General features: G+C 70.2%; 22 protein-coding genes. 9 read left to right on the top strand and 13 right to left on the bottom strand.

Annotation, left to right across the window (positions count from 1 at the left end; all coding sequences use genetic code 11):
- Positions 1 to 8: 8 nt before the first annotated feature.
- Both JKJ07_RS30565 and JKJ07_RS50265 read right to left on the bottom strand, forming a co-directional pair.
- On the bottom strand, positions 9 to 248 hold the full coding sequence (locus JKJ07_RS30565) for a DUF3817 domain-containing protein (protein ID WP_202995562.1): 240 nt from the start codon (positions 246 to 248) through the stop codon (positions 9 to 11).
- 2 nt (positions 249 to 250) lie between these two features.
- Positions 251 to 787: a hypothetical protein gene (locus JKJ07_RS50265; protein ID WP_438871450.1), complete on the bottom strand. Its 537-nt coding sequence runs from the start codon at positions 785 to 787 to the stop codon at positions 251 to 253.
- A 161-nt stretch (positions 788 to 948) separates the two neighbouring features.
- Between JKJ07_RS50265 and JKJ07_RS30555 the strand changes: the two genes are divergently transcribed.
- Positions 949 to 1,887 carry a GlxA family transcriptional regulator gene (locus tag JKJ07_RS30555; RefSeq protein ID WP_202995329.1) on the top strand — a complete coding sequence of 313 codons (939 nt, stop codon included), beginning with the start codon at positions 949 to 951 and terminating at the stop codon, positions 1,885 to 1,887.
- Here JKJ07_RS30555 and JKJ07_RS30550 read toward each other — a convergent pair.
- From JKJ07_RS30550 to JKJ07_RS30540, 3 genes are all read right to left on the bottom strand, one after another.
- Positions 1,884 to 2,558: a YceI family protein gene (locus JKJ07_RS30550; protein ID WP_202995328.1), complete on the bottom strand. Its 675-nt coding sequence runs from the start codon at positions 2,556 to 2,558 to the stop codon at positions 1,884 to 1,886. The two genes, JKJ07_RS30555 and JKJ07_RS30550, sit on opposite strands and share 4 nt — an antisense overlap.
- A 453-nt stretch (positions 2,559 to 3,011) precedes the next feature.
- The gene (locus JKJ07_RS30545) at positions 3,012 to 4,007 is read right to left on the bottom strand and encodes an LLM class flavin-dependent oxidoreductase (protein ID WP_202995327.1); all 996 of its coding nucleotides are present in this window, start codon (positions 4,005 to 4,007) and stop codon (positions 3,012 to 3,014) included.
- Positions 4,008 to 4,030: 23 nt separating this feature from the next.
- A complete protein-coding gene (locus JKJ07_RS30540; protein ID WP_202995326.1) occupies positions 4,031 to 4,642 on the bottom strand; it encodes a class I SAM-dependent methyltransferase in 612 nt (203 codons plus the stop codon).
- Between the two features lie 117 nt (positions 4,643 to 4,759).
- Between JKJ07_RS30540 and JKJ07_RS30535 the strand changes: the two genes are divergently transcribed.
- The 5 genes from JKJ07_RS30535 (at position 4,760) to JKJ07_RS30515 (ending at position 10,947) form a co-directional block, all read left to right on the top strand.
- Positions 4,760 to 6,445: a putative Ig domain-containing protein gene (locus JKJ07_RS30535; RefSeq protein WP_202995325.1), complete on the top strand. Its 1,686-nt coding sequence runs from the start codon at positions 4,760 to 4,762 to the stop codon at positions 6,443 to 6,445.
- Positions 6,442 to 7,077 carry a PilW family protein gene (locus JKJ07_RS30530; RefSeq protein WP_202995324.1) on the top strand — a complete coding sequence of 212 codons (636 nt, stop codon included), beginning with the start codon at positions 6,442 to 6,444 and terminating at the stop codon, positions 7,075 to 7,077. Before JKJ07_RS30535 ends, JKJ07_RS30530 begins: the two co-directional genes overlap by 4 nt.
- 2 nt (positions 7,078 to 7,079) lie before the next feature.
- On the top strand, positions 7,080 to 8,585 hold the full coding sequence (locus JKJ07_RS30525; RefSeq protein ID WP_202995323.1) for a ricin-type beta-trefoil lectin domain protein: 1,506 nt from the start codon (positions 7,080 to 7,082) through the stop codon (positions 8,583 to 8,585).
- Positions 8,586 to 8,640: 55 nt separating this feature from the next.
- Positions 8,641 to 10,398 carry a glycoside hydrolase family 9 protein gene (locus tag JKJ07_RS30520; RefSeq protein ID WP_202995322.1) on the top strand — a complete coding sequence of 586 codons (1,758 nt, stop codon included), beginning with the start codon at positions 8,641 to 8,643 and terminating at the stop codon, positions 10,396 to 10,398.
- A 111-nt stretch (positions 10,399 to 10,509) separates the two neighbouring features.
- Positions 10,510 to 10,947 carry a hypothetical protein gene (locus tag JKJ07_RS30515; RefSeq protein ID WP_202995321.1) on the top strand — a complete coding sequence of 146 codons (438 nt, stop codon included), beginning with the start codon at positions 10,510 to 10,512 and terminating at the stop codon, positions 10,945 to 10,947.
- Between the two features lie 727 nt (positions 10,948 to 11,674).
- On the opposite strand, the gene JKJ07_RS30510 is transcribed toward JKJ07_RS30515, so the two are convergent.
- A complete protein-coding gene (locus JKJ07_RS30510; RefSeq protein WP_202995320.1) occupies positions 11,675 to 11,947 on the bottom strand; it encodes a hypothetical protein in 273 nt (90 codons plus the stop codon).
- A 738-nt stretch (positions 11,948 to 12,685) separates the two neighbouring features.
- Between JKJ07_RS30510 and rph the strand changes: the two genes are divergently transcribed.
- Together rph and JKJ07_RS30500 are read left to right on the top strand one after the other, a co-directional pair.
- A complete protein-coding gene (rph, locus tag JKJ07_RS30505) occupies positions 12,686 to 15,235 on the top strand; it encodes a rifamycin-inactivating phosphotransferase (RefSeq protein WP_202995319.1) in 2,550 nt (849 codons plus the stop codon).
- Positions 15,236 to 15,413: 178 nt separating this feature from the next.
- A complete protein-coding gene (locus JKJ07_RS30500) occupies positions 15,414 to 15,617 on the top strand; it encodes a hypothetical protein (RefSeq protein ID WP_202995318.1) in 204 nt (67 codons plus the stop codon).
- A 35-nt stretch (positions 15,618 to 15,652) separates the two neighbouring features.
- Here the strand turns inward: JKJ07_RS30500 and JKJ07_RS30495 are convergent, their stop codons facing one another.
- From JKJ07_RS30495 to JKJ07_RS30485, 3 genes are all read right to left on the bottom strand, one after another.
- A complete protein-coding gene (locus JKJ07_RS30495; RefSeq protein WP_202995317.1) occupies positions 15,653 to 16,015 on the bottom strand; it encodes an Mth938-like domain-containing protein in 363 nt (120 codons plus the stop codon).
- A 70-nt stretch (positions 16,016 to 16,085) separates the two neighbouring features.
- Positions 16,086 to 17,402: an FtsX-like permease family protein gene (locus JKJ07_RS30490; protein ID WP_202995316.1), complete on the bottom strand. Its 1,317-nt coding sequence runs from the start codon at positions 17,400 to 17,402 to the stop codon at positions 16,086 to 16,088.
- Positions 17,399 to 18,136, bottom strand: coding sequence for an ABC transporter ATP-binding protein (locus JKJ07_RS30485; RefSeq protein ID WP_202995315.1), 738 nt, complete (start codon positions 18,134 to 18,136; stop codon positions 17,399 to 17,401). Before JKJ07_RS30485 ends, JKJ07_RS30490 begins: the two co-directional genes overlap by 4 nt.
- 103 nt (positions 18,137 to 18,239) lie before the next feature.
- Between JKJ07_RS30485 and JKJ07_RS30480 the strand changes: the two genes are divergently transcribed.
- On the top strand, positions 18,240 to 19,142 hold the full coding sequence (locus tag JKJ07_RS30480; protein WP_202995314.1) for a TetR/AcrR family transcriptional regulator C-terminal domain-containing protein: 903 nt from the start codon (positions 18,240 to 18,242) through the stop codon (positions 19,140 to 19,142).
- A gap of 4 nt (positions 19,143 to 19,146) precedes the next feature.
- Here JKJ07_RS30480 and JKJ07_RS30475 read toward each other — a convergent pair whose 3' ends face one another.
- The 4 genes from JKJ07_RS30475 to JKJ07_RS30460 all read right to left on the bottom strand — a co-directional run bounded on the left by JKJ07_RS30475 (position 19,147) and on the right by JKJ07_RS30460 (position 24,830).
- Positions 19,147 to 19,650: an RICIN domain-containing protein gene (locus tag JKJ07_RS30475; protein ID WP_202995313.1), complete on the bottom strand. Its 504-nt coding sequence runs from the start codon at positions 19,648 to 19,650 to the stop codon at positions 19,147 to 19,149.
- A 96-nt stretch (positions 19,651 to 19,746) separates the two neighbouring features.
- The gene (locus JKJ07_RS30470; protein WP_202995312.1) at positions 19,747 to 20,538 is read right to left on the bottom strand and encodes an SAM-dependent methyltransferase; all 792 of its coding nucleotides are present in this window, start codon (positions 20,536 to 20,538) and stop codon (positions 19,747 to 19,749) included.
- Positions 20,522 to 21,460, bottom strand: coding sequence for a universal stress protein (locus tag JKJ07_RS30465; RefSeq protein WP_202995311.1), 939 nt, complete (start codon positions 21,458 to 21,460; stop codon positions 20,522 to 20,524). The genes JKJ07_RS30470 and JKJ07_RS30465 overlap by 17 nt, the downstream gene beginning before the upstream one ends.
- Positions 21,461 to 21,593: 133 nt before the next feature.
- The gene (locus JKJ07_RS30460) at positions 21,594 to 24,830 is read right to left on the bottom strand and encodes an ATP-binding protein (protein ID WP_202995310.1); all 3,237 of its coding nucleotides are present in this window, start codon (positions 24,828 to 24,830) and stop codon (positions 21,594 to 21,596) included.
- Positions 24,831 to 24,855 lie beyond the last annotated feature (25 nt).

Genomic DNA, 24,855 nt, shown 5'->3' with positions numbered 1-24,855 from the left:
CGCCTGAGTCACTCCTGTGCGTTGAGGCGGCGTCTCGCCAGCACCCCGCCGACCCCGGGTACGAGGGCGAGCAGCCGTGGACCGGCTTGTCGGGTGGCGGCGAGGGTTGCGCCTATGACGACCAGATAGGCGCAGCCGTGCAGCGGGCCGAGCAGGGTGGCCACCCACGGCAGGTGCACGGTGGCCAAGTTGGCCAGCAGGACGAGCAACGAGAGCAATTCGACGCGGGCGGCGATCTTCAGCAGCATCGTCACGCCCCAGTGGTCGAGCCGGGCCGCACGATCATCAGCACGACGACGGTGGCCCAGAGCAGGTTGAAGATCCCCGACACCATGCCGAGGCGGCGAGCGATAGCGGCCGGGGTGAGGTCAGCTGTCCCGGCCGGGGTGGTGAGGTCCGCGGCGGGGGTGGCGAGGGCCGACGGAGGCGCGGCCTGGGACGGGGGCTGGGAGGCCTGAGCCGCGGGCTGGGCGACCTGAGCCGTGGGCTGGATGGTCGGCGGGGCGGGCGTCGCGGTCTGAGTCGGAGGCTGGACCGTCAGGCTCGCGGAAAGCGTGGTCAGGGCCGCGGCCTGGGCCGGGAGGATCGCGTAGGCCAGGACCACGGCGGCGACGGCGGTCAGGGCGATCGACACCAGCAGCCAGGCGTCGGTCAGCACCCCCAGGGAGGCCGCGGTGGCCAACCCGAACACCGGGACCGTCAGCCCGAGCACGGCGTAGACGCGGCAGATCCGGTTCAACGTCCGCAGCTGGGCGAGATCACCCCGGCGGACGGCGGCGGGGAACATGCTGGCCGCGACGGTGACCGGGCCGATGGCCACGATCGCGGCCAGGACATGCAGGGAGAGCAGCACTTTTGTCACGGTGATCGACCGTATGGCCGTTCGGCCGACGACAACAGTGGCGGGAATGCCACAGGTCAACGGATTCTGGCCATATGCTGGTCGGCGTGCACAGCATCGCCGTTCTCGCCCTCGACAACGTCGTCGCCTTCGATCTCGCCACCCCGCTCGAGGTGTTCGACCGGGTTCGCCTCGACGACGGGTCACAGCCCTACGACGTACGGGTGTGTGCTCCTGCCCCGTCGGTGAGCGCGCGGGCCTTCACCCTGCAGGCGGCGCACGGTCTGGAGGCCCTGGCGACGGCCGACACGATCATCCTCCCCGGCTGCCACGACCTGGTGCGGGGCGTGACGCCGGAGGTCGTGGACGCACTCCGAGAAGCTGCCGACCGTGGCGCCCGGATGGCGTCGATCTGCGCCGGCGCGTTCATCCTGGCCGCCACGGGCCTGCTCGACGGCCGCCGGGCAACCACCCACTGGGTCGGGGCGGCCGCCTTCGCCGAGATGTTCCCGCTCGTCGAGCTCGATCCGGGCGTGCTCTACGTCGACGAGGGCCAGTTCCTGACCTCGGCCGGAGCGGCCGCCGGGCTCGACCTGTGCCTGCATCTCGTACGCCGGGACCACGGCTCGGCGGTCGCCGCGCAGGCCGCCCGCCTGTCGGTGATGCCGCTGGAACGCGAGGGCGGCCAGGCCCAGTTCATCGTGCCCGAACAACCCCCGGCCCCGCGCGGCTCGGAAATGGAACCGCTGCTGCAGTGGCTGGAGGACAGCGCCGGCCGCGACCTGACCCTGGACGACATCGCCAGCCACGCCGGCATGAGCACCCGTACGCTCAATCGCCGTTTCCGCGAGCAGACCGGCACGACGCCGCTGCAGTGGCTGCACCTGTCCCGCATCCGCCAGGCACAGCACCTGCTCGAGACGACCGCGCACCCCGTGGACCGCATCGGCTCCCAGGTCGGCTTCGGCTCCCCGACAGCGTTCCGTGACCGCTTCAAGCGAGTCGTCGGCACGAGCCCGCAAAGCTACCGCCGCAGCTTCCGCTAAGCGGCCGCCGGGGTCTCGAGGATGGCCTCGCCGGCGATCTCGATGCGGACCGTCTTGCCGACCAGGAAGCCGCCGCTTTCCAGCACCACGTTCCAGACCAGGCCGTAGTCCTCGCGCTCGAACTCGGCCCACGCGCTGAAGCCGAAGATGTCGCGCCCGTACGGGTCGCGGCGCGCGCCGCCGTATTCGACGTTGAGGTCGATCTGGCGGGTCACGTCCTTGATCGTGAGCAGGCCGTGGACCACGAACTTGCCGCTCGGCTTGGCCGCGGGCAGGTTGGCGGCGTTGGGGCGGCGGGACAGCGGGTTGTTGCGCAGCCGGGCCCACAGGAAGATCGCGTCATTGTTCTCCTGCCATTCGACCCCGGTGCTGCGGTATTCGAGGGTCGGATATTTCTGCACGTCGAGGAAGTCGGCGCTGGAGAGGTGGGTGTCGCGGTCGGGGTTGTGCGTGTTGAGGCTCGTGGCGTCGATGGTGGCGGTGACCGACGAGCGGGCGGGGTCCTCGGCGACGAAGATGGTCGCGCTGCCCCGGGCGAATTCGCCGCGGACCGGGCTCACCATCATGTGCTGGGCGTGGAATCCGAGCCGCTTGTGAGCCTCGTCCAATTTGTACATACCCGGGTCGGGAATGGTCAGCCCGTTCCACTCACGGATCGGTCGGTCGACCATAGCTTCACTCCACCCCTCGGCCACGTCAGCTCAGAATGCATTCTCCGAATTCAAAGGATCTTAGGGGCAAGCGGCGCGGCGTGGTTTCCCGCCCGGCAACTCTCGGTACGGACGCGCAGGTCACAGCGGCGATCGGCCGTCGTAATGATGCAGTAATCGCCCGATTTATACGGCGACCGGGGTCACATTTTTCAGGTTCTCGTGACGCAGTGTTTCACCCATTGAAACAAAGGAGTTTCGGGTGATGATGAACACCCCAGAACGGACCGTTCGACAGTTTTCGATATCTAACTGTCGCCCAGCTGACACAAACCTGAATATCCATTTTGGATCCGAACGACCACTATCTGGGAATCAGGCGCCGGCGCGCACGGCTTGGATCCGAACGACCACTGTCGGGGAATCAGGCGCCGGCGCGCACGGCTTTGGACCCGAACGACCACTGTCTGGGAATCAGGCGCCGGACCGCACTGCCGCGCCGGTGAGCTCGATCGAGCGGACCCGATCGCTCAGGTCACTGGCGTGGTGGGCAGTAATCAGCTCGTCGGCACCCGTCTCCGAGGCGAACTTCAGCAGGTATTCGCGGACCTCGTCGGGCGTGCCCACCGCCGTGTAGCGGGTCATGTTGGACAGCTGGGCGCCCGCCGGCGAGGCCAGGAAGGCGTCGATCTCGGCGTCCGTGAAGTTGCCGCCCCGGGCCCCGCGGGTGATGAAGGCCCGGGTCCGCGACCGATAGGCCCGCACGCGCTGTTCCTCCGCCGAAGCAGAAGTAGAGGCGGCGAAGACGTTGACGCCGGCGATCACGTACGGCGTCTCGAGCTGGGCCGACGGGCGGAACGTCTCGCGATAGACCGTCACCGCCTGGTGCAGCGCGTCGGGCGCGAAGTGCGAGGCGAACGCGTACGGCAGGCCGAGCTGGGCCGCCAGCTGGGCGCCGAACAGTGACGAGCCGAGGATGTAGAGCGGGACCGGGCCGTCGGGGGTGGGCACCGACTGCACGCCGGGGATGCGGGAGTGGCCGGTGAGGTAGCCGTTGAGCTCGAGCACGTCCTGCGGGAACGACTCGGCCGAGCTGTTGTCGCGGCGCAGGGCGAGCATCGTGTTCTGGTCGCTGCCGGGCGCGCGGCCCAGACCCAGGTCGATGCGGCCGGGATAGAGCGTGGCCAGGGTGCCGAACTGCTCGGCGATCACCAGCGGCGAGTGGTTGGGCAGCATGATGCCGCCCGCGCCGAGCCGGATGGTCGACGTGTTGGCGGCCACGTAGCCGATGACGACGCTGGTCGCGGACGAGGCGATGGTCGGCATGTTGTGGTGCTCGGCATACCAGACCCGCTCGTAGCCGCTGGCCTCGGCGGCCCGGGCCAGCGCGACGCTGCCCTCGAAGCTCTCCCGGGCGGTCTGCCCCTTGCTGATCGGGGCCAGGTCGAGAATCGAGATCGCGATCGACATTCCTCGAACGTACTCCGCGCTCCTTACACCGGCACTGTGCGCCGGAACACGTCGAGCACGAACCACTCGTCCTCGTGCCGCACGACCCTTGTAAGCCCCTCAACAGCGGAGAGGGCCGCGCTGACCTGGAACCCGTCGTAGTTCCCGCCGTTGCCCCGATCGCGGAAGTGCACGGACACGAGGTCGCCGTCGGGCTCGAGCAGCCGCACGAAGCCGTCCAGCGCCGCCGCGAGGTCGGCCGCCGAGAAGTAATACAGCAGGTCGCCCACGACGATCAGGTCGAACGCCGGATCCGGGAGCTCGGCGGGAAGATTCGCCACCTCCACCCGTACGTGGGGAAGGTCTTTGACTGTCTCGCGGGCCTGCTCGACCGCGGACGGCACGCTGTCGACGGCCAGCACCTCATCGCACCGCGCGGCCAGCAGCCGGGTAAGGAGCCCGATCGAGGCGCCCGGCTCGTAGCAGCGGCGATAGCGCTCGCGCGGCAGGCTGGCCACGGTGACCGCGTATTTGCGCTGGTTGTGCCAGCTGACCGCGACGTCCCACGGGTCGTCCTTGGCCTCGTAGAGCCCGCTGAAGTGCTCCAGCGAGACCGTGTCGGCGGGCGGCTGCGCGTCGTCGAGAGCTCGTACCACCCCTGGAACCTACCGATGCCGACCAGCGCTCAAATCGTTGGGGGCCGACAACCAAAATGTCCGAATCGGCTAAGTGCCCCCTGCCCGCTGCCGATGAGCACGGTGAGGAGGGTGGGTATGGGCGATACGGAGAACGACGAGGGATTCACCTTCGTCGAGATCATCGTCGCACTCGCCGTCCTGGCCATCACGCTGCTCTCCGCCACCCCGTTCTTCGTCAACAGCCTGCAGAGCGTCAACAAGCAGCGCACCCGGCAGGCCGCCATCCAGGTCGCCGACACCGCCATGGAGCAGGTGCGCGGGCTCAAGGGCAGCTCGCTGCTGAGCGGGCACGGCCAGCAGGCCGGCGAGGACCAGTTCGCGGCCGCCCCCGCCATCGTCAAGCCCTACCTGGCGACGATGCAGGTCGGGCGGGACGAGGACAGCGCGGTGCTCACCACCGACGGCGCCGACGCCCCGATCTCGACCGCGGCCCAGGTCACGACCGTCGAGGGCACCGCGTACACCCGGATGATCTATGTCGGGGCCTGCGAGGTCTATCTGACGTCGAGCTCGGGCGCCTGCGTCTATCCGGTCGGCAAGAGCGCGGAACCGGCCGACAAGACCAAGATCCTCAAGTTCTTCCGGGCGGTCGTGCTGGTCACCTGGCCCGACAACTCGTGCGCCACGACCGCCGGCATCCCCGCCAACACCTGCGCGTACGTCACCTCGACGCTGGTCTCGCGGGCCCCCGAACCCAGCTTCGACCTCAAGCGGCCGTCGCCGACCGTGATGACCACCGCGATCACGTTCTATCGGGGCACCCCGGCCTCGGCCCAGCTGGAGGCGCGCGGCGGTCAGCTGCCCAACACCTGGACCGTGAGCAAGCTGCCGGCCGGCCTGACGATGACGACGGGCGGCCTGATCACCGGCACCCCGACCGCGGCCGGCATCACCCCGGCCACCACGACCGTCACCGACAAGCTGAACCGCAGCGACACCGCGAACATCACGTTCACCGTCGTGCTGCCGCCCACGGTGACGATGCCGCCCAACACCGGCAACCACATCGGCGAGGCGGTCAGCCTGCAGGCCACCGCGGCCAACGGCGTCGGCCCGTACGTCTATGGCTCGTCCACGCTCGCGCCGGGGCTCACGATCGACAACTCCACCGGGGCGATCACCGGCACGGTCACCGACGCCGGCACCTTCGCCCCGACGGTCACCGCCACCGACCAGAACGGCATCCCGGGCAGTGGCACCTACACCCATACGGTGTATCCGGCGGTCACCCTCAACCCCCTGGCCAACCAGTCGATCAACCTGGGTGACCAACTCAGCCTGACCGCGGTGGGCGCGGGCGGCGACGGGAAGTACAGCTACTCGGCCACCGGCCTGCCGGCCGGCGTGACGATCAACAAGAACAACGGCATGATCAAGGACAAGGTCAACGTCTCGGGCCGGTTCCTGCCCACGATCACCGTCACCGACGGCCTCGGCGGCACCGCCGGCACGGCCAGCCAGCGGATCGTCGTCCTGGTCAACACCACCAGCTCGCTGATCTTCACGGCGCCCGCCCTGACCGCGCCGGACCGCACCACCGCCCGGGGCACGGCGGCGTCGATGACGCTGGCCACCAACGGGGCGCTGCTGGGCCTGAGCCCGGTGATCACGGTGACCGGCCTGCCGCCCGGCCTGACCTACAACGCGGTGACCAACACCATCTCCGGGACGCCGACGACAGCCGGCGCCTACACCGTCACCGCGACGGCCACCACCGTGACGGCCACCAGCGTCCTCACCCTCATCTGGACGGTGACATGACCGGGGAACGCGACACCGACGACCGCGGGATCAGCCTCATCGAGCTCGTGGTCGGCATGGGCCTGCTGTCGTTCGTGCTGGTCATGGCGCTGGGTGGGCTGACCGAGATCTACTCGAACGTGAACCGGGTCGACACCACCAGCCTCGTCCGCGACCAGCTCACCACCAGCTTCCGCCGGCTCGACAAGGAGCTGCGCTACGCCAACTGGGTCGCCACCCCCGGGCAGGTCGGCGGCGCCTGGTATCTCGAGTACGCCACCACCGCCGGCTGCCGTCAGCTGATCCTCAAGAACGGCGTGCTGACCACGGCCTCCTGGACGCTGCCCGGCCTCACCCCGGGGACACCGACGACGCTCGCCACCAACCTGGCCCAGACCGGCACCACGCCGCCGTTCACGGTCTACCTGCCCAATTCCACCCCGTACGCCTCCGCCAGCCCCGGCGTCTCCGGAGTCGGGCGCGACTATCAGCTCGCGCACACCCAGGTGCGGCTCCGGTTCACCGGTCGGGCCGGCGTGACCAGCCTGCCGCTGGACGTGCTCTTCACGGCCCAGAACACCAGCGCCAGCAACGTCTTCTCGGACAACGGCAAGCTCGTCGACAACGACTGCGGCAAGGCGAGGCCGGTCTGATGATGCGCGTTCGACGCCGTACGGACGACACCGGCTCGATGCTGATGGCGCTGCTCGTCGTGACGGTGGTGATGTCGCTGTCGGCGGTGCTCGTCCCGATGGTCGTGCGGCAGATCAGGACCAGCCAGAGCCTCGGCGAGCGCAACACCGCGCTCAACGCCTCGCAGGCGGGCATGGACGTGATGATGGCCCGGGTGCGGGCGGCCGCCGACCAGGACACGCAGAGCGGCTACCTGGAGAACCTGCCGCCGTGCACGCTCACCGGGGACGCCGGGGTGAGCACGGCCGGCGACACTCTCACGTACGTGGTGACCTTGACCTATCGCGATCAGGACGGCAAGGACATGCCCTGCCCGGCCACCGACGTGCCGGCCACGGCGGTCGTCAGCTCGGTCGGCGCGGGCGGCGCGGTCAAGCGGACCCTGACCGCCACGTACGTCTTCTCGACGAGCAACACCAACATCCCGGGCGGGCAGATCCGGATCGCCAGCTCCACCCTGGGCAACCAGTGCTTCGACTCGGGCACGGCCGGCGCCCCGGCCTCCGACACCCCGGTGCTGATGGCGCCCTGCGACGGCAGCAGCCGCCAGCAGTTCGGCTACACCTCCGACCTCTACCTCAAGCGGATCAACTCGGAGTCGTCCACCGCGACCTCGGGCATGTGCCTGTGGGCCAGCGACGCCCGCAAGTCGGGCACGGCCCTGGTCTTCCGGCCCTGCCCGGCCGTGCGGACCACGACGTTCCAGTGGGCCCTGGACGGCAGCTCGATGTTCCACTCGACGACCACGGCCAGCAAGTCCGACGGCAGCTCGTGCGTCAACGTGCAGTCGCCGGGCTCGACGGCGAACCGGGCGGTGGTGCTGGGCGGCTGCTCGGCCAACAACTCCACGACGGTGTTCCGCTCGGCCACCGGCGTCGGCGCGGGCATGGCCGGCGACAACACCAACCAGCTGGTCAACTACGCCCAGTTCAGCCGCTGCCTCGACGTGACGAGCAAGAACATGGGCTCGTCGTACATGATCGCCTGGTTCTGCAAGCAGGACCCCGGCGGCGTCGTCGACTTCAACCAGCAGTGGGTGCACCCGACACCGGTCATCCCGGCCGTCACCGCGACCGGGCCGATCATCGTCAACAACACCAACTCGACCAGCAACAGCAAGAACGGGCTGGCCACCAACAACTACTGCCTGCGCTCGCCGGGCGTGGTCAACGCGACCTCGTGGGTGACGGTGGTGCAGTGCGCGACCCCCGCCTCGCAGACCGCGAACAACCTGCAGTGGACCGTCTATCACGACACCGGCGACTACGGCACCAGCTACCGCATCAAGGACTTCCGGGGGTATTGCCTGCAGCCGACCGACCAGGCCAGCGGGGTGGCGAACGACTTCCACGGCGACGGCACGAGCAAGGTCAAGGTCTCGGTCTGCAACACGTCGGAGCTGCAGAAGTGGAACGCGCCGGCCAACATCAGCCAGCCGACCCCGCTCGTCGATCTGATCGAGAAGTAGTTGATCCGCACATTTCGTCCGGGTGCGTCGGACCGTAAACAACAGACTGTTGCGCGTGAGATCACCGGTCCTTGTCGCGCTCGGCATTCTGTTGCTCGTCCTGTCCAGCGCCTGCGATCGGCCGTCGGCGCCCGGCGGGGTGATCCGGGTCGACCAGGTCGGGTATGCGCCAGGCGAGGCGAAGATCGCGTACCTGCTCTGGCCGGGTGACGCCGCTGACGTGCGGGTGACGGTCGTGGATGCGTACGGGAAACAGGTTTTGACGCCTCGGGTGGGGGCCGGCCGGGGAGCGTGGAACGCGAGGTTCGCGGACGTGCGGCCGATCGACCTCAGTGGGCTGCGGACGCCCGGGGTTTATCGGGTGCGGGCCTCGGGCGTCTCGTCACCGCCGTTCCGGATTTCCGACGCGGCCTCTCTGTTCGGACCGGCGGCCCGGGACGCGCTTTCCTACTTCGAGAACCATCGTGACGGCGCGAACCAGGCGTCGACTCCGTGGGCCCGGCCGCCGGCTCATCTCTCCGACCGCTCCGCTTTTGTTTACGACCGTGTTCTGACGCGCGTCGGCGGGCCGGTCGACGTCGAGGGCGGCTGGTACGACGCCGGCGACTTCCTCAAATTCACCCACACCACCGCGTACGCCCTCAGCGCGATGCTGCTGGCCGAGCGTGACGGCCTGCTCGGGGCGGCCCCGGAGATCGACCACGGTCTGACGTGGCTCGGCAAGATGTGGGACTCATCCGACGAGGTGCTCTACACGCAGGTCGGCATCGGCAGCGGAACCGGTGGTTTCCTCGGCGATCACGACACGTGGCGGCTGCCCGAGACCGACGACCAGCTCGAGGTGCAGCCCGGCGACCGGCGCTACTACCAGCGATACCGTCCCGTCTTTCGCGCCGCCGCCCCCGGCGACCCGATCAGCCCCAACCTGGCCGGCCGGGTCGCCGCCGCGTTCGCCCTGGCCGCCCAGGTGCGCCCCGACCGGGCCCAGGATCATCTCGACGCCGCAGCGCGCATTTACAGCCTTGCCCGTACGACGGAGGTCGGCGAACTGGTGACGGCCGAGCCCCGCAGCTTCTACCCCGAGGACCGCTGGACCGACGACCTCGCGTTCGGCGCCACCGAGCTCGCCCTGGCCGGCCGTGCCCTCGGCGACCCCCGCACCCAGCAGTGGACAGCGGACGCCACCAAATGGACGCGCTCGAACGCGGGCGGCAGCGGCCCCCTGAGCGTGTACGACGTCAGCGCCCTGGCCGACGCCGAACTGATCCGCCTCACCGGCCCGGCCCCCTGGCTGCTGGCCGACCTGCGCCAACGCCTCGACACCGGAGTGCGGGCGGCGGCGGCCAACCCGCTGGGCGCCGCCGCGGGCGATGGTGGCTACGACTACGCGGCCCGCCAGCTGGGTTATGTGGCGACGGCTCTGCTTTATGGGCGTGCGTCTGGTGACTCGCGCTACGCCGCCTTCGCCACCGCGCAGCGTGGGGTCGTGCTGGGCGCCAACGGCTGGGGCACGTCCCTGGTCGTCGGCGTCGGCACCACGTATCCCCGCTGCCCGCACGACCAGATAGCCACCCTGTCGGGCGAGGGGCTACCCATGGCCGGCGCCGTCGTCAACGGCCCCAACCGCGCCGACCGGGTTCGCTCGCTGCAATCCGCCGGGCCTTCGCTCTGTCGCAACGACGCTTTCGCCGCCTTCGACCGCCCCGACACCCACTTCACCGACGACAGCCGCATCTCCGCCAACACCGAACCGGCCATCGATTTCAGTGCCACGGGGTTGCTGGCGTTCGCCCTGACATCCCGACAACCCTGACCCCACCAAACGCCCAACCCCAAGCCGACCCGCGCAACCTCCGATCTAAGCGGTCAACAAACGACGGCAAACGCGCAACACCCGGACCAACATGCACACCGCCCGACCAACATGCGCAACACTCAACCAACACGCGCACCGCCTGATCAACGCGCAACGCCTGACTTACACGCGCACTGCCCGATCAACGTGCGCGCACCGCGCGACCAGCGCGCAACGCGCGCGACCAGCGCGCAACGCGCGACCAAACTCGCGCACTACCTGACCAACATGCGCATCGCCCGATCAACGTCTGCGCACCGCTCGATCAACGCGCAACACCCGACCAACATGCGCATCGCCCGATCAACGAGCGCGCACCGCGCGACCAGCGCGCAACGCCCAACCAAACTCGCGCGCAACCCGGCCAGCCCGCGTAACACCCGGCCCAGCGCGCGAACCAGCCGGCCCAGCCCGAACACCGCACGAACAGCCCGAACACCGCACGACCAGCCCGCGCAACACCCGGCCAACATGCGCAACGAACCGACCAACACGCGCACCGCCTGATCAGCCGGCGCGCACCGCCCGACAACACGAAACGCCCGACCAAACCCGCGCACCGCCCGATCAACATGCGCACCGCAGGACCAGCCCGCGCGACACCGGCCAACATGCGCAACACCTGACCAACCCGCGCACCGCCGATTAACGTGGGCGCACCGCCGACAACGCGCAACGCCTGACCGAACTCGCGCACCAGCCGATCAACATGCGCACCGCAGGACGAGCCTGCGCAACGCCCGGCCGACATGCGCAGTGCCTGGCCTTAAACGCGCAGCCCAACGGGCGAGCAACTATGGTCGATCGACGCGCAATGTCGAGCGGTCCACGCACCGGCCGATCAGTGCGCGCACGACGCGACGATAAACGCACAAGAAACGCGCAACACCCGATCGATGCGCGCAGTGGCCGACCAGCTCGAGCGGCACGCTGGTCAGAATTGCCAGCGGCAAACGGACGTGCAGCGCCCGAGTGGACGTGCAGTGCCTGACGGAAGCCGAGCAACGCGCGGTCGTATGCGCAACAAACGAGCAGAGTCGCGCAACCCTGATCGCAGCGCGCGACATGCGACAGTAACGCTCAACGTCGATCGCAGCCTGGGTCACCGTGTCGCCGGCGATGCGGCCGACCAGGGTGCGCGCAGGGTGGACGAGTAGGGAAGGCGGCAGCACGCGGTTCCCGACCCGGCCATTCTGACGGCGGACGGAACGGTGATCTGGGGCGGCTGACACCCTCAGTCGCCCGATCGTGCGGGCATGGGTTGGCCGGTCAGGTCGTTGACGATCAAGCCCAGGCAGGTCCGCTTGCCGACGTCGTGGCAGTAGAGGCTGGCGGTCTGCATGGCGCCTCCGAAGCCGACGCAACCCAGGACGAGCGCAGCGAAGAGCACGATGCCGGCGAACAGCTGCCTGGCCGGCATCGGACGGCGCGCGGTGGCGAGATCGTTATTGACCCGGTCGGCGAACCCGTGCAGGTAGGTCTGGTGCTGGCCCTGCGGACTGATCATTGCTGGCTCCCACCGCCGTGAACGAGCTGTTGTGGAAGCAACCGGCGCAACGAGATGGGCGACGCGCACCGGAAGGGTGACAGGCACGGGCGGCAAGCGGTCGACACGCGCCGGGAAGGGCGACGGAAACGCGCGGCAAGCGGCCGATGCGCGCCAGATGGGCGACACACGCGCAGCGCGGCGAACGCGCGCCAGAAGGGCGACACAAACGCGCAGCGCGGCGAACGCGCGCCAGAAGGGCGACACAAACGCGCAGCACGGCGACGCGCCAGAAGGGTGACACAAACGCGCAGCAAGCGGCCGACGCGCGCCCGGCGGCTGACAAAAACGCGCGGCAAACGGCCGACACGCGCCAGAAAGGACGACGAACGCGCAGCAAGCGGCCGATGCGCGCCAGATAGGCGACACACGCGCAGCGCGGCGAACGCGCGCCAGAAGGGCGACACAAACGCGCAGCGCGGCCGACGCACGCCGGAAGGGCGACGGAAGTGCGCGGCAAGCCGACGACACGTCCCGGAAGGGCGACGGGACGGGCGCGAGCGGTCGATACACGATGGGTCCGTGGCGGGAGGCGCGCCGGATGGGTGACTGTGGGTGGAGGGGGTGCGAATAGCAAAAGGCAAGGAGAAGACTCTCCCTGCCACCTCTAACGTATATCGCACCTGGGGGCTTGTGGCAAGGCCTGGGGCGGGGCGCAGAATCGTCGGCTTGGGGCCAGTACGGGGAAGGTTTTTGCGCATGATTGTGGGCTTTGGCGAGATCGATCGGACGATGGTGGCGGCCGTCGGGGGGAAGGGCGCGCACCTGGGTGAGCTGTCGCGGATTGACGGCGTACGGGTGCCTGGGGGTTTCTGTGTGACGACCGACGCGTACCGGCAGGTCTTGGCGGCGGCGGGCGTCGACGAACTGCTCGAGCGGCTGGCGGGGCTGAAGGCGGACGACCGCGAAGAGATTCGCACCGGCAGCGCGGAGATCCGGCGGGCGATCGAGGAGACCGAAGTGCCCGGCGAACTGGCCAAAGCGATCACGGAAGCATTGGACGACGGCGCCTACGCGGTGCGGTCGAGTGCCACTGCCGAGGATCTGCCGACGGCCTCGTTCGCAGGGCAGCAGGACACGTATTTGAATGTGATCGGGGCGGCCTCGGTTATCGAGCATGTCAGTCGGTGCTGGGCGTCGTTGTTCACCGAGCGGGCGGTCGCCTATCGGTTGCGCAACGGCTTCGATCATCGCCGGGTGCTGATGGCCGTTGTTGTGCAGCGGATGGTGGTGGCGGAGGCGTCGGGCATTCTGTTCACGGCCGATCCGGTGAGCGGCAATCGGCATGTCACCACCGTGGACGCGAGTTTCGGGCTGGGCGAGGCGCTCGTGTCGGGGCTGGTAAACCCGGACGTGTTCAAAGTGCGTGACGGCCAGATTGTCGAGCGCGCGATCGCCGCCAAGCAACGTGCCGTTCGCCCCCTGAAAGCAGGCGGCACCGAAGTGGTCGAGATCGCGCAGCAAACGCAACCGGCGCTGACGGATTCTCAAGTCGTACGGCTGGCCGCTCTTGGCCGCAGCATCGAGGCGCATCTGGGCCGCCCGCAGGACGTCGAATGGTGTCTGGCCGGCGACGAGTTCCAAATCGTGCAGAGCCGGCCGATCACGACGCTGTTCCCGATTCCGGAGGCGGCGGGGCCGGGCAATCGTGTCTACGTCTCGGTCGGGCACCAGCAGATGATGACCGATCCGATGAAGCCGCTCGGCATTTCGGTTTGGCAGTTGACCGCGCTGGCCCCGATGCACACGGCCGGCGGGCGGTTGTTCGTCGACGTCACGGCGCGGGTGGCCACCCCTCAAGGCCGGGCCGGGCTGATGGACATGGCGGGCAAGTCGGATCCGCTGGTCGGGGACGCGCTGCGGACCTTGTTCGACCGCGACTTCGTCCCCCTGAACCCGGACGCGACCCCGGCCGCGCCGCCGCTGGGTGGGCAGACCGGCCAGGAGATCGCCAACGACCCGGGCATCGTGGCCGAGTTGATCAAACGTACGGGGGACTCTCTGGCCGCTTTGAAGGCGACCATCGCCACGAAGAGCGGGCCGGAGCTGTTCGACTTCCTGCTCGAGGCCATCGACGAGCACAAGCGGCTGCTGACCGACCCGCTGAGCATGCAGGCGCTGATGGCGGGCATGGGCGCCACCTGGTGGCTCAACGACCACCTGTTCGAGTCGCTGGGCGAACGCAACGCGGCCGACACGCTCACGCTGTCCGCGCCGGGCAACATCACGTCGGAGATGGGGCTCGCGCTTCTCGACGTCGCCGACGTGATCCGGCCGTACGGGGAAGTGGTGGAATTTCTGAAGAATGTGCGCGACGACGATTTCCTGGACGCCTTGCCCGAGGCCGCGCGCGAGGCGATCGAGGCCTATCTGGAGCGGTACGGAATGCGGTGCGCGGGCGAGATCGACATCACCCGGCCGCGTTGGAGCGAGCAACCGTCGACGTTGGTGCCGCTCATTCTCGACAATGTGCGGACGTTCGAGCCGGGCGAGGCGGCGCGGCGGTTCGAGCGCGGGCGGCTGGAGGCGGCCCGCAAGGAGCAGGACGTGCTGGAGCGGCTGCGGGCCCTGCCCGACGGGGAGGCAAAGGCGGCCGAGACCAAACACATGATCGACCGGGTCCGTACGTTCATCGGCTACCGCGAATTCCCCAAGTACGGCATCGTCAGCCGCTACTTCGTCTACAAGCAGGCGCTGCTGGCCGAGGCCGATCGCCTGGTGGGGTCGGGCGCGCTGCGGGCCCGCGACGACATCTTCTACCTCACCTTCCAAGAACTTTCCCACGCCGTACGGGTCCAAGCCGTCGACCAGGAGCTCATTCGCACCCGGGCCGAGGCGTACCGGTCGTACGCCGCGCTCGCCGCCCCGCGGATCCTCACGTCGGAGGGCGAGGGCATCTCGGGCGCGTACCGCCGCGACGACGTGCCGGCCGGGGCCCTGGTCGGCGTGCCCGTCTCGGCCGGAACGATCGAGGGCCGGGCCCGGGTCATCCTCGACATGGTCCAGGCCAACGTGGAGGCGGGCGACATCCTGGTCACGGCGTACACCGACCCCAGCTGGTCCCCGCTCTTCGTCTCGGTCGCGGGCCTGGTCACCGAGGTCGGCGGCCTGATGACCCACGGCGCGGTGATCGCGCGCGAATACGGCCTGCCCGCAGTGGTCGGCGTCGACAACGCCACCCGCACGATCCGCGACGGCCAGCGCATCCGCGTCCACGGCACGGACGGCTATATTGAGCTCCTCTCTTGACAGCGGGAAGCCCATGTGCACGTTCTTGACGATCTCGACGGTTTGTCGCCCCGAGCAAGAGCGTTCCTGACCCGTACGGCGTGGCGCGAGCCCACCGTCCTCGGCCCACTCGAATCTGCCTTAAGCCGCGGGAGCTTCGTAAGCCGGTTCGGCGGCCTGCGCTACATCGTGCGGCGAAGTGCCCAGGTCGGGGCGGAACGGTTGGGACACCGCCCGGGAGTGGCGTTACGACCTGGACGGCTGGACCCGCCGGGAGCGTGACGGCTGGTCCTTCGGGTGGATCGGCGAATGTGTGTCGTCCCCGATCCGGCAGGTGTGGACCGGCCGCGTTCCCCGCCCCACCGCCGTGATGGCCTGGACGCGCGAGCCCGTCGGCCGGTAAACAGGCGCCCCAGTCATCGAGATGGCCTGGACGCGTCAGCAGGTGGAGTGGAACAAGCCGCCGACCGGGCGGGTGGCGGCCAGGTCGTTGTAGAGGGCGACTGCCAGCTCGGTCTCGGCCACGTGGGTCTCGACGCCTTTGGACTCCAGGTAGTCGAGGGTGGCCGGGTCCACTTCGAGTTTCAGGTCCATGCCGCGGGACAGGACGATCACCGTGGCGCCGTGGGCGAGGAGCTCTTCGACGTCTTCGGGCTGGATGCCGGGGTGGTGGCGCATGCCGGTCTCCGACCAGTCCCATTCGTGGCCGCCGCCGGGGTAGAGCTTGAAGTCCTTGCCGGGTTGGAGGCCTTCCACCTGCATGTGGCCCCACTCGACGGACACGATCTTCGGTGACGTCACTACTGCTCCTCGGACGGAAGCGACATGGGCCGCGAACATTATCCGTTCGCGGCCCATGCTCGAAACGCCATTACGCGCGCACTGCGGTGGTGGCCGGGCCCCGGACCGTACGGCTGGTGGTCTGGATCGTGGCGAAAGCGGTGAGGACCGCGGCGGAACAGGCGACGATCGCGAACGCCCACGGCGACTCGGACGGCCAGATCTGGTCGGCGCGGGCCGAGCCGAACGGCAGGATCGTGAACATCGAGGCCGCCAGCCCGCCCAGGACGCCGGTGACCGTGATCAGCACGCCCTCCAGCGAGACCATGGCCAGCACCTGCCCCGTGGTCGCCCCGGCCAGGCGCTGCTGGGCGAACTCGCGGCGGCGGTGGGTGGTCGCGGCGACCAGCGTGTTGACCAGCATGATGGCCACGAACAGCGTGATCATGCCGACGACGACGTAGTTGAGGGTCTGGATGTCCTGGGCGTACTCGGGCTGGATCTGGCCCTCCGCCGCCCGATCCTCGATGCCCTGCATGTAGACGGTGCCGGTGGCGATCCCGGTGAACAGCAGCACCGGCATGACCGCCGACGCGAGCTGCCGCGTACGGGAATGGACGCCTGTCACGGCCAGGTCACCGGCGACGCCGAAGACCCGGACGAGCGGGCCGAGCACGACCGTGACCAGCCGCAGCAGCTCGGGGGCGAGCAGGGCCAGGCCGATCGAGGCCCAGATGCCGGCCTGCCCGGCGGTCTGCATGGCGTCGATGCCCTTGCCGTCCATCAGGGTCGCGGTCAGCACCGCGCAGTTCGCGCCGATCAGCAGGAACAGCACCGCGCCGAGGCGACGCAGCCGGGGCCGCTCGCGCCGCGACGAGGAGGCCAGGATCCGCCGCGCGGTGGCGAGACCGGCCGCGAACGAGCCCAGCAACGTGACGCCGAAGCCCAGGGCCAGGGCGATCCCGCCGAAGCCGGGCGAGACCGCCGCGACGACCTGTCCGGTGTCCTTGAGCAGCGACACCAGCACCCGGCCGAGCAGCCAGCCCGCGGGCACGGCGATCGCCGACGCGAGCAGGGCGACCGCGAGGGCCTCCCCCACGACCATCCGGCGGATCTGCGGGCCGGTGGCGCCCGCCCGGCGCAGCAGCGCGATCTGCTCGGAGCGCTGCCGCACGGCCAGGCTGAGCGTCGAGGTGACCGCGAACGCCACGATGACCAGGCACCAGCCGCCGCCGACCATGGCCGTGGTGACCAGCGAGTCGTTGCCCTCGGCGGCCGAGAGCCCCGAGGCGGTGTCCAGCAGCGCCGCGAACGCCATGATCAGCGCCGCGCCCAGGAAGGCGGAGAGGAACGTGGCGATGAAACCGCCCGGACGGTGGCGCAGGTTGCGCAGGGCCACGGCGATCATGCGAGCACCCCGCCGACCCGGTCGCCGAGGTGGGCCAGGCGCTCGGCCACGGCGTCGGCGGTCGGCGCGCGCAGCGAACCGGCGAGCCGGCCGTCGGCCAGGAAGACGACCGAATCGGCGTACGCGGCGGCCACCGGGTCGTGGGTGACCATCACGACCGTACGGCCGTGGTCGTGCACGATCGAGCGCAGCAAAGTGAGCACTTCGCGCGCACTGCGCAGGTCGAGGGCGCCGGTCGGCTCGTCGGCGAAGATGACGGCGGGCTCGGTGACCAGGGCCCGGGCCACGGCCACCCGCTGCCGCTGACCGCCGGAGAGGCGCTCGGGCAGCTCGTGCAGCCGGTCCCCCAGGCCCAGCCGGTCGAGCACGGCGTGCACCCGCGTGCGATCGGGACGCCGCCCGGCCAGGCGCAGCGACAGCACGGTGTTCTGCTCGACGGTCAGCGACGGCAGCAGGTTGTAGTCCTGGAAGACGAACCCGACCCGGGTCCGCCGGAACTTGGTCATCGGAGTGTCCTTGGTGGCCGTCAGCTCGGTGCCGTCGATGAACACGCGGCCCCCGGTGGGACGGTCCAACCCGGCCGCGCACTGCAGCAGCGTGCTCTTGCCGGAGCCGGACGGGCCCATCACCGCCGTGAAGCTGCCCGCGGCGAACCCGGCCGTGACGCCGTCCAGCGCGGTGACGCCGCCCTCGTACGTCTTGTAAAGCTCTTCTACCCTGACGATGTCGGTCATGGATACACCGTACGAACGCACTATTCTGAAATCGGTAGTGCTAGCACCCGTATCCGGCTAGTGCACCGGGAACGGCTGCTCTAGTGCACCACCGGGAGGTCGCATGAGTGTCTATCGCCGGATCGCCGACGAGCTGGCCGCACGCATCGCCGCGGGCGAACCCGGCCCCGGTCAGCGCATCATGTCGACCCGTCAGATCATGGCCGAGTACGGCGTGGCCATGGCCACGGCGACCAAGGTGATCACCCACCTGCGCGACGAGGGCCTCGTGCGGGCCAAGCCGGGTGTCGGCACCGTGGTGGCGGTCGGCGCCGTGCCCGCCGGCTCGGCCCCCGACCGCGACCTGCTCGTCCGCACCGCCATCACGATCGCCGACGCCGAGGGCCTGACCGGGCTGTCGATGCGGCGGCTGGCCGGCGAGCTCGGCATGCCCACCATGTCGATCTACAAGCACGTGGCCGACAAGGAAGAGCTCGTGCTGCTGATGATGGACAAGGTGTGGGCGGCCAACCCTCCCCCGCCCGGCCTGACGCCCGCACAGGACGGCTGGCGGGCCTGCGTCGAGGCCCTGGCCCGGCTGCAGTGGTCGATGTATCGGCGGCACCCGTGGCTGGCCCAGGCCGTGTCGTTCACCCGCCCGCTGCTGGCGCCGCACGCGATGGCCCACACCGAGTGGACGCTGCGCGCCCTGGACGGCCATGGGCTGCACATCAACGTGCAGTTCCGCGCGGCGGTGACGGTGGCGAATTACGTACGGGGAACCGCGGTGAACCTCGAGGAGGAGGCGCAGGCCGAGCAGGAGTCGGGGATCGACGAACGACAGTGGATGCAGGCACAGCAGCAACGGATGGCCGCCGTGCTCGCCACCGGCCGGTTCCCGCAGATGGCCCGCTTCATCACGGCCGAGGACCGCTCCTTCGACCTCGACTCCCTCTTCGACTTCGGCCTGCAACGCCTCCTCGACGGCCTCGAAACCACACTGAAGACGCAGCGCCGCCTCGACTAGCAGGTCAGTAGTTCAGCCATTGCTGATTCCTTTGGTAATGGCACGGATAGGCCACCACGGTCGATGTCGGAACGGTGTTGTTGTTCGTGTGGCTCTGGTCGAGGCACCAGCGGCTGCGGGCGTTGCGGATGGTGTTGCCACGATCGGTCGGGGGCTCGATGACCCAGGTCTGATTGCTCACCCCGCTGCACGGCCACATCCGCAGCAACGTCGTCGCGGTGCTGCCGTTGCTTCCGTAATGCTGGTCGAGGCACTGGTTCGGATACTCGCCGTTCCGGATCGTGTAATCGTTGACCGGCCCGGCCACCGGCCGCAGGTACCAGACTCCAGTGGTGTCGTTCGCGCAGTAGTCCATGACCACCGGCTGCTGTGGACCCTTCCCCTGGAGGCACCACCCGCTGAGAACATTTTCCAGCCACCACTGCGTTTCCGCGGCGGCGGCCGGACGGGCCGGGAACACTCCCAGCACCAGCAAAACGGAAGCGATCAGGGCGACGAACTTTCGCATGCGCATGACATTCCCCGTTCAGGAGAGCCATCAAGGACACTGCGAGTCTCGGCAGCCCGGCGGGGGTACGCGCATATCCCGGACGAATCCGGATGCTCAGGGTTTCCTCGCGACTCCGCCGTAGAGGGCGACCTGGGTGTCGGTGAACGGGACCTCCTGGTCGGGGCGCCACTGCAGGATCGGCACGACACCCGGCTCGACCAGCTCGAGGCCGTCGAAGAAGCGGCCCACCTCGTCGCGCGAGCGCAGCCGGGTCGGGATGCCCTGGCCGCGCATGATCTCGGCGAAGCGGCCCCACGACTCCGGATCGTGATCGGCGGTGATGTGTGAGACGACCAGATAGCTGCCGGCGGGCAGGGCGTCCATCAGTTCCTTGACGATCCCGTACGGGTCCTGGTCGTCCTCGATGAAGTGCAGCACCGCGTAGAGCAGCAACCCGACCGGCTGATCGAAGTCGAGGGTGGCCCGCAGCTCCGGCGCGGCCAGGATGCTCTTCGGGTCGCGCAGATCGGCCTCGACGTAGTCGGTTCGCCCCTCCGCCCGCCCGGTCAGCAGGGCCCGCGCGTGGGCCAGCACGATCGGGTCGTTGTCGGCGTAGACCACGCGCGCCGCCGGGTCGATGCCCTGGGCCACCTCGTGCACATTGGGCCGGGTGGGCAGGCCCGTCCCGATGTCGAGGAACTGCTTCACGTCGCGCCGGGAGGCCAGCCAGCGCACGGTCCGCTGCAGGAACGCCCTGTTCTGCCGGGGCGCGGTCACGGCATTCGGATTGGCCGCCACCCCTTGCTGAGCAGCCGCCCGATCCGCGGCGAAGTTGTCCTTGCCGCCCAGCAGATAGTCATAAACCCGCGCCGGATGCGGCCGTCCCGTGTCAAAGGCCTCGGTCATCCGCCGAGCCTAGGCTTGCATCCGCCGGCAGACCAGCCCCCTCCTCCGGCGCCCGTACGACGGCGACCGGGGTGCTCGACCGGTGCAGCAGCTCTTGGCTGGTCGAACCGAGCAGCAGACCGGTCAGCGGCGCGCGCCCCCGCGACCCTACGACCACCAGCGCGGCCCCGTCGGTCTCGCCGGGCACAACCTGCTGCGGTGAGCCGGTCAGCAGGCGCTCGTGCACCTCCACGCCGGGAAACGCGGCCCGCCCGGGCGCGACGGCGGCGGACAGCGCCCGCAGCGCCGCGTCGGGCAGGTACCGCGTGTTCGTCATGACCGCGGTGCTTCCGGTTCCCGACGGCATCGACGGGACCTGCCACGCGTGGACGGCGTGCAGGGCGCAACCCCGGCGGGCCGCCTCGGCGAACGCGAACCGCACCGCCGCCTCGCTGGTGCCCTCACTGTCGACGGCGACGACCACGGGACCGGAAGGATCGACGTCCTCCCGCACCACCACGACCGGGCAATGCGCGGCCGCGACCACCCTGCCCGACACCGACCCGGACAACGTGGCGGCGAACCGGCGCCGATGCGACGCGCCGAGGACCACGAGACCCGCCCCGGACGAGGCCTCGACCAGGGCGCTCACCGGCTCGGCGGGCACCGTGAGCGAGGAGATCTCCGGCGGCGGGTTCGACCGGCTCGCCTCGTCACCCGCGGTCCGCACAACGTCGGGTGCGGTCGGTCCGCCGCGCCGCAGACCCGCCGTGCTGATGCCGACCGGCACCGGCAGCATCATCGACACGGTCTCGGGACTCGCGGCCGCGTGGATCACCTGCAGCGGCGCGCCGATCTCCCCCGCGTACCGGCCGGCCCACCGCACCGCGGCCAGCGACTCCGCCGAGCCGTCGACTCCTACTACGATCCCGTTGGTGGTCATGTTCGCTCCTCTCAACCGTTCTGGTCGAAGAGGTACTTGCCCACCCAGTGTCTCGAAGGCCCCGCAAAGCCATGACGATCCCATGTCGTGCTTGGAGGGTGCCGGAAACGTGGTGGAGAGATCAGCCGAGCGTTCAGCGCCCGGGTGACGGGTCGATGCGCGGGGTGAAGCGGCCCACCTCGACCGACGCCGTCTTCCCGTCCAAGGACCACCCTTCCCCGTACGCCTCGTCGAAGCCGTCCGCGCCCAGCGCCTGTCGTCCGCGGCTGGTCATTTCGCGGATCCGGGGGTCGGTGCGGTCGTGGGCTCCGCGCAAGCGGGCCGCCGCGCCCAGCAGCCGGGCGGCCTCGTGGGGCTGGTCGCGCAGTTCGGCCAGGCCGGCCGCCGTCACTGCGACCAGGGACAGGATGGGCATGTCGCGGGTTTCCAGGCCCGCCGCGTACGCGTGGACCAGGGCTTTCTCGGCGCCGTCGGCGTCGCCCAGTTCCAGGCAGAGGGCGGCCCGCATGGCGCCGGCGATCGCGCGGCCGTGGTCGCCGCCGAGGTCGGGCTGGGTGGCCATCTCGGCTTCGGCGCGGTCGAGGAGGCGGCCCGCGCGGCCGAGGTCGCCGAAGCGGATCCACAGGCCGGATTCCAGGGCGTTGAGCAGCAGGGTCAGTTCGGGTGCGGAGGAGCGGGCCATCCGTTCGCGGGTCGCGTCGAGCATGCCGATGGCCAGGTCGTCGTCGCCGCGGCGCATGTGCAGGTCGATCCAGCGGAGGTCGATGAAGATCTCGTCGGTCAGGCTGAGCGACCCGAACTCGCGGGCCAGCGCGCGGGCCTGCCGCAGGTCGTCCAGGGCGCCGTCGAGGTCGCCGTCGTATTGGCGCAGCATCGCGCGCATCGGCAGCGCGGTGGCCACACCCCAGCGGTCGCCGGCCCGGCCGAAGAAGTCGAGCGCGGCGGTCAGGTCGATGCGGACCTGCGCCAGGTTGCCCTCGTTCTCGGCGAACTGGGCGCGGATCAGGTGGGCCAGCCCGGCCGTCCACACGTCGGGGCCGTCGGCGAGCCGCCCGAGCAGGGTCAGCGCGGCCTCGTCCTCCCGGACGAAGAAAAGGGTCATGCCGGCCATGGCACCCATCAGGCCGGGCAGGTCGGGGTAGGAGGTCAGCCGGTCGGCCAGCGCCCGCATCTCGGTCTCGCGCCGGTGGATCTCGTCGGCGGTCATCAGCGAGCGGGTGCTGATCCGGTTGAGCAGCTGCAACGCTTCGGCGCAGTCGCGGCGCAGCGACGGGCGGCCCGGGGGCTGGGCCAGCGCCTCGCCGATCCAGTAGGCGGCCTCGTTGTGCCGGCCGAACATCTGCCAGTACCAGGCCAGGTCGAGCGCCAGCGCGATCGCCGCGTCGCCGTCGCCGATGTCGCACAGGTAGCGCAGGCCGGCCAGCATGTTGTCGTATTCGGGGCCGAGCACCCGCAGCGCGCCGACCTGGCCGGGGCCGCGCAGCTCGGGGTCGAGCCGGGCCATCAGCGCGGCCAGGTGCCGGGCGGCCAGACCCCGCGTCTGCTCGAGCACTCCTTGCTCGGCGAGGCGTTCGGTGCCGTACTCGCGCAGGGTCTCGAGCATGCGATAACGGCCGGGGTCGGGGGCGAGTTGCAGCAGTGAGCGGTCGACCAGCGCGGCCAGCAGGTCGGGCACCTCGGCGGCGGGCACGGAGGTGCCGGCACAGACCGCGATCGCCGTGGCCGGGGTGACGCCGCCGGGCAGCACCGAGACCCTTTCGGCCACCGTACGCTCGTGGTCGCCGAGCAGATCCCAGCTCCACGCGATGACGGACCGTAACGTGCGGTGGCGCGGCGCCGCGGTCCGGTTGCCCGTGGTGAGCAGCCGGAACCGGTCGGACAGCCCCGCGGTCAGCTCGGCCAGCGACATCGTTCGCAGCCGGGCCGCGGCCAGTTCGAGGGCCAGCGGCATGCCGTCGAGCGCCGTGGTGATCCGCCGGATGTCGTCGAGGGTGCTCTCGTCGACGTCGAAGCCGGGACGCACGGCCGCCGCCCGCTCGGCGAAGAGCCGGACCGAGGCCGTACGGCGGGCCTCTTGGACGGTGTCGTCGGGGCCGGGCAGCGTGAGGGGGCCCAGCGGCACCAGCGCCTCGCCGTCCACCGCGAGCGGCTCGCGGCTGGTGGCCAGCACCCGGATGCCCGAGCAGCGGGGCAGCAGCGACGCGATCAGGTGGGCCACCGCGTCGATGAGATGCTCGCAGTTGTCGACCACGAGCAGGGTCTCGCGGCCGTCGAGATGCTCGACCAGCACGTCGATGTCGCCCGCCTCGGCCCGGATCCGGGCCGCCGGCTCGAACAGCGCACCCCCGCGCAGCCCGGCCGAGGTGAGCAGGGCCGCGCCGACCTTCGCGGGCTCGGTGACCGCGGCCAGGTCGACCAGCCACACGCCGTCGCGGAACTCGTGGCGCCGCCGCCGGGCCGCCTCGATCGCCAGCCGGGTCTTGCCCGCGCCGCCCGGCCCGAGCACGGTGACGAGCCGCCCGGTGGCGAGCAGGCCGTCGATCCGGGCCAGATCATGATCGCGCCCGATGAAGCTGGTCAGCGGCTCGGGCAGGTTGCTTCGATGATCCCGTACGGGCTCCGGCGCGGCCGCGGCCGGCTCGGCGCGCAGCAGCCGCACGTGGCGTTCGCGCAGGGCGGCCCCCGGGTCGGCGCCGAGCCGGTCGGCCAGCGCCTCGCGGACCGTCTCGAACAGGGCCAGCGCCTCGGCCTGACGCCCCTGGGCGGCCAGCGCGTCCATCAGCAGGGCGGCGGCCCGCTCGTGCACCGGATCCTCGGCCAGCAGGGCGGTCAGGCGGGCGGCGGCCCCGGCCGGTTGCCGCAACGCGAGCTCGGCCTCGGCCAGGTCGGCGATCGCCTCGGCCCGGATCGTCTCCAGCCGGGTCTTGTCGTGAGTGACGGGCGGCCCGGTCCACAGCTCAAGGGCTTCGCCCAGCACCCGTACGGCCTGGGACGCCTCCCCGGCCCGCAGGCAGCCGCGCCCCTCGGCGGCCAGGCGCTCGAAACGCAGGGCGTCGACGTCGTCCGGGGCCACCGTGAGGTGATAGCCGGCCTCGTTCTGCACGACCAGCGACGCCGCCCCGAGCATCCGCCGCAGCCGGGAGACCAGCGACTGCAGCGAGTTGGCGGGGTCGGCCGGGCGCTCGCCGGGCCACAGCGTGCCGACCAGGACGGCGGGCTCGACGGCACGGCCGCCGGCGAGCGCCAGCCGTACGAGAAGGCCTCTGAGCCGGGCCCCGGGAACCGGCACGACAGTGTCGCCCGCCCGCACCTCGAAGGCGCCGAGCAGCGTCACCCGCAGCCGCGTGCCCGAAGCCCCGTGCTCACCCACATGGTCGATCCTCCCGCGCCGGGTC

The sequence above is a fragment of the Paractinoplanes lichenicola genome, from assembly GCF_016785085.1.
Lineage (GTDB): Bacteria > Actinomycetota > Actinomycetes > Mycobacteriales > Micromonosporaceae > Actinoplanes > Actinoplanes lichenicola.
This window is presented reverse-complemented; position numbering and strand designations above follow the sequence as displayed.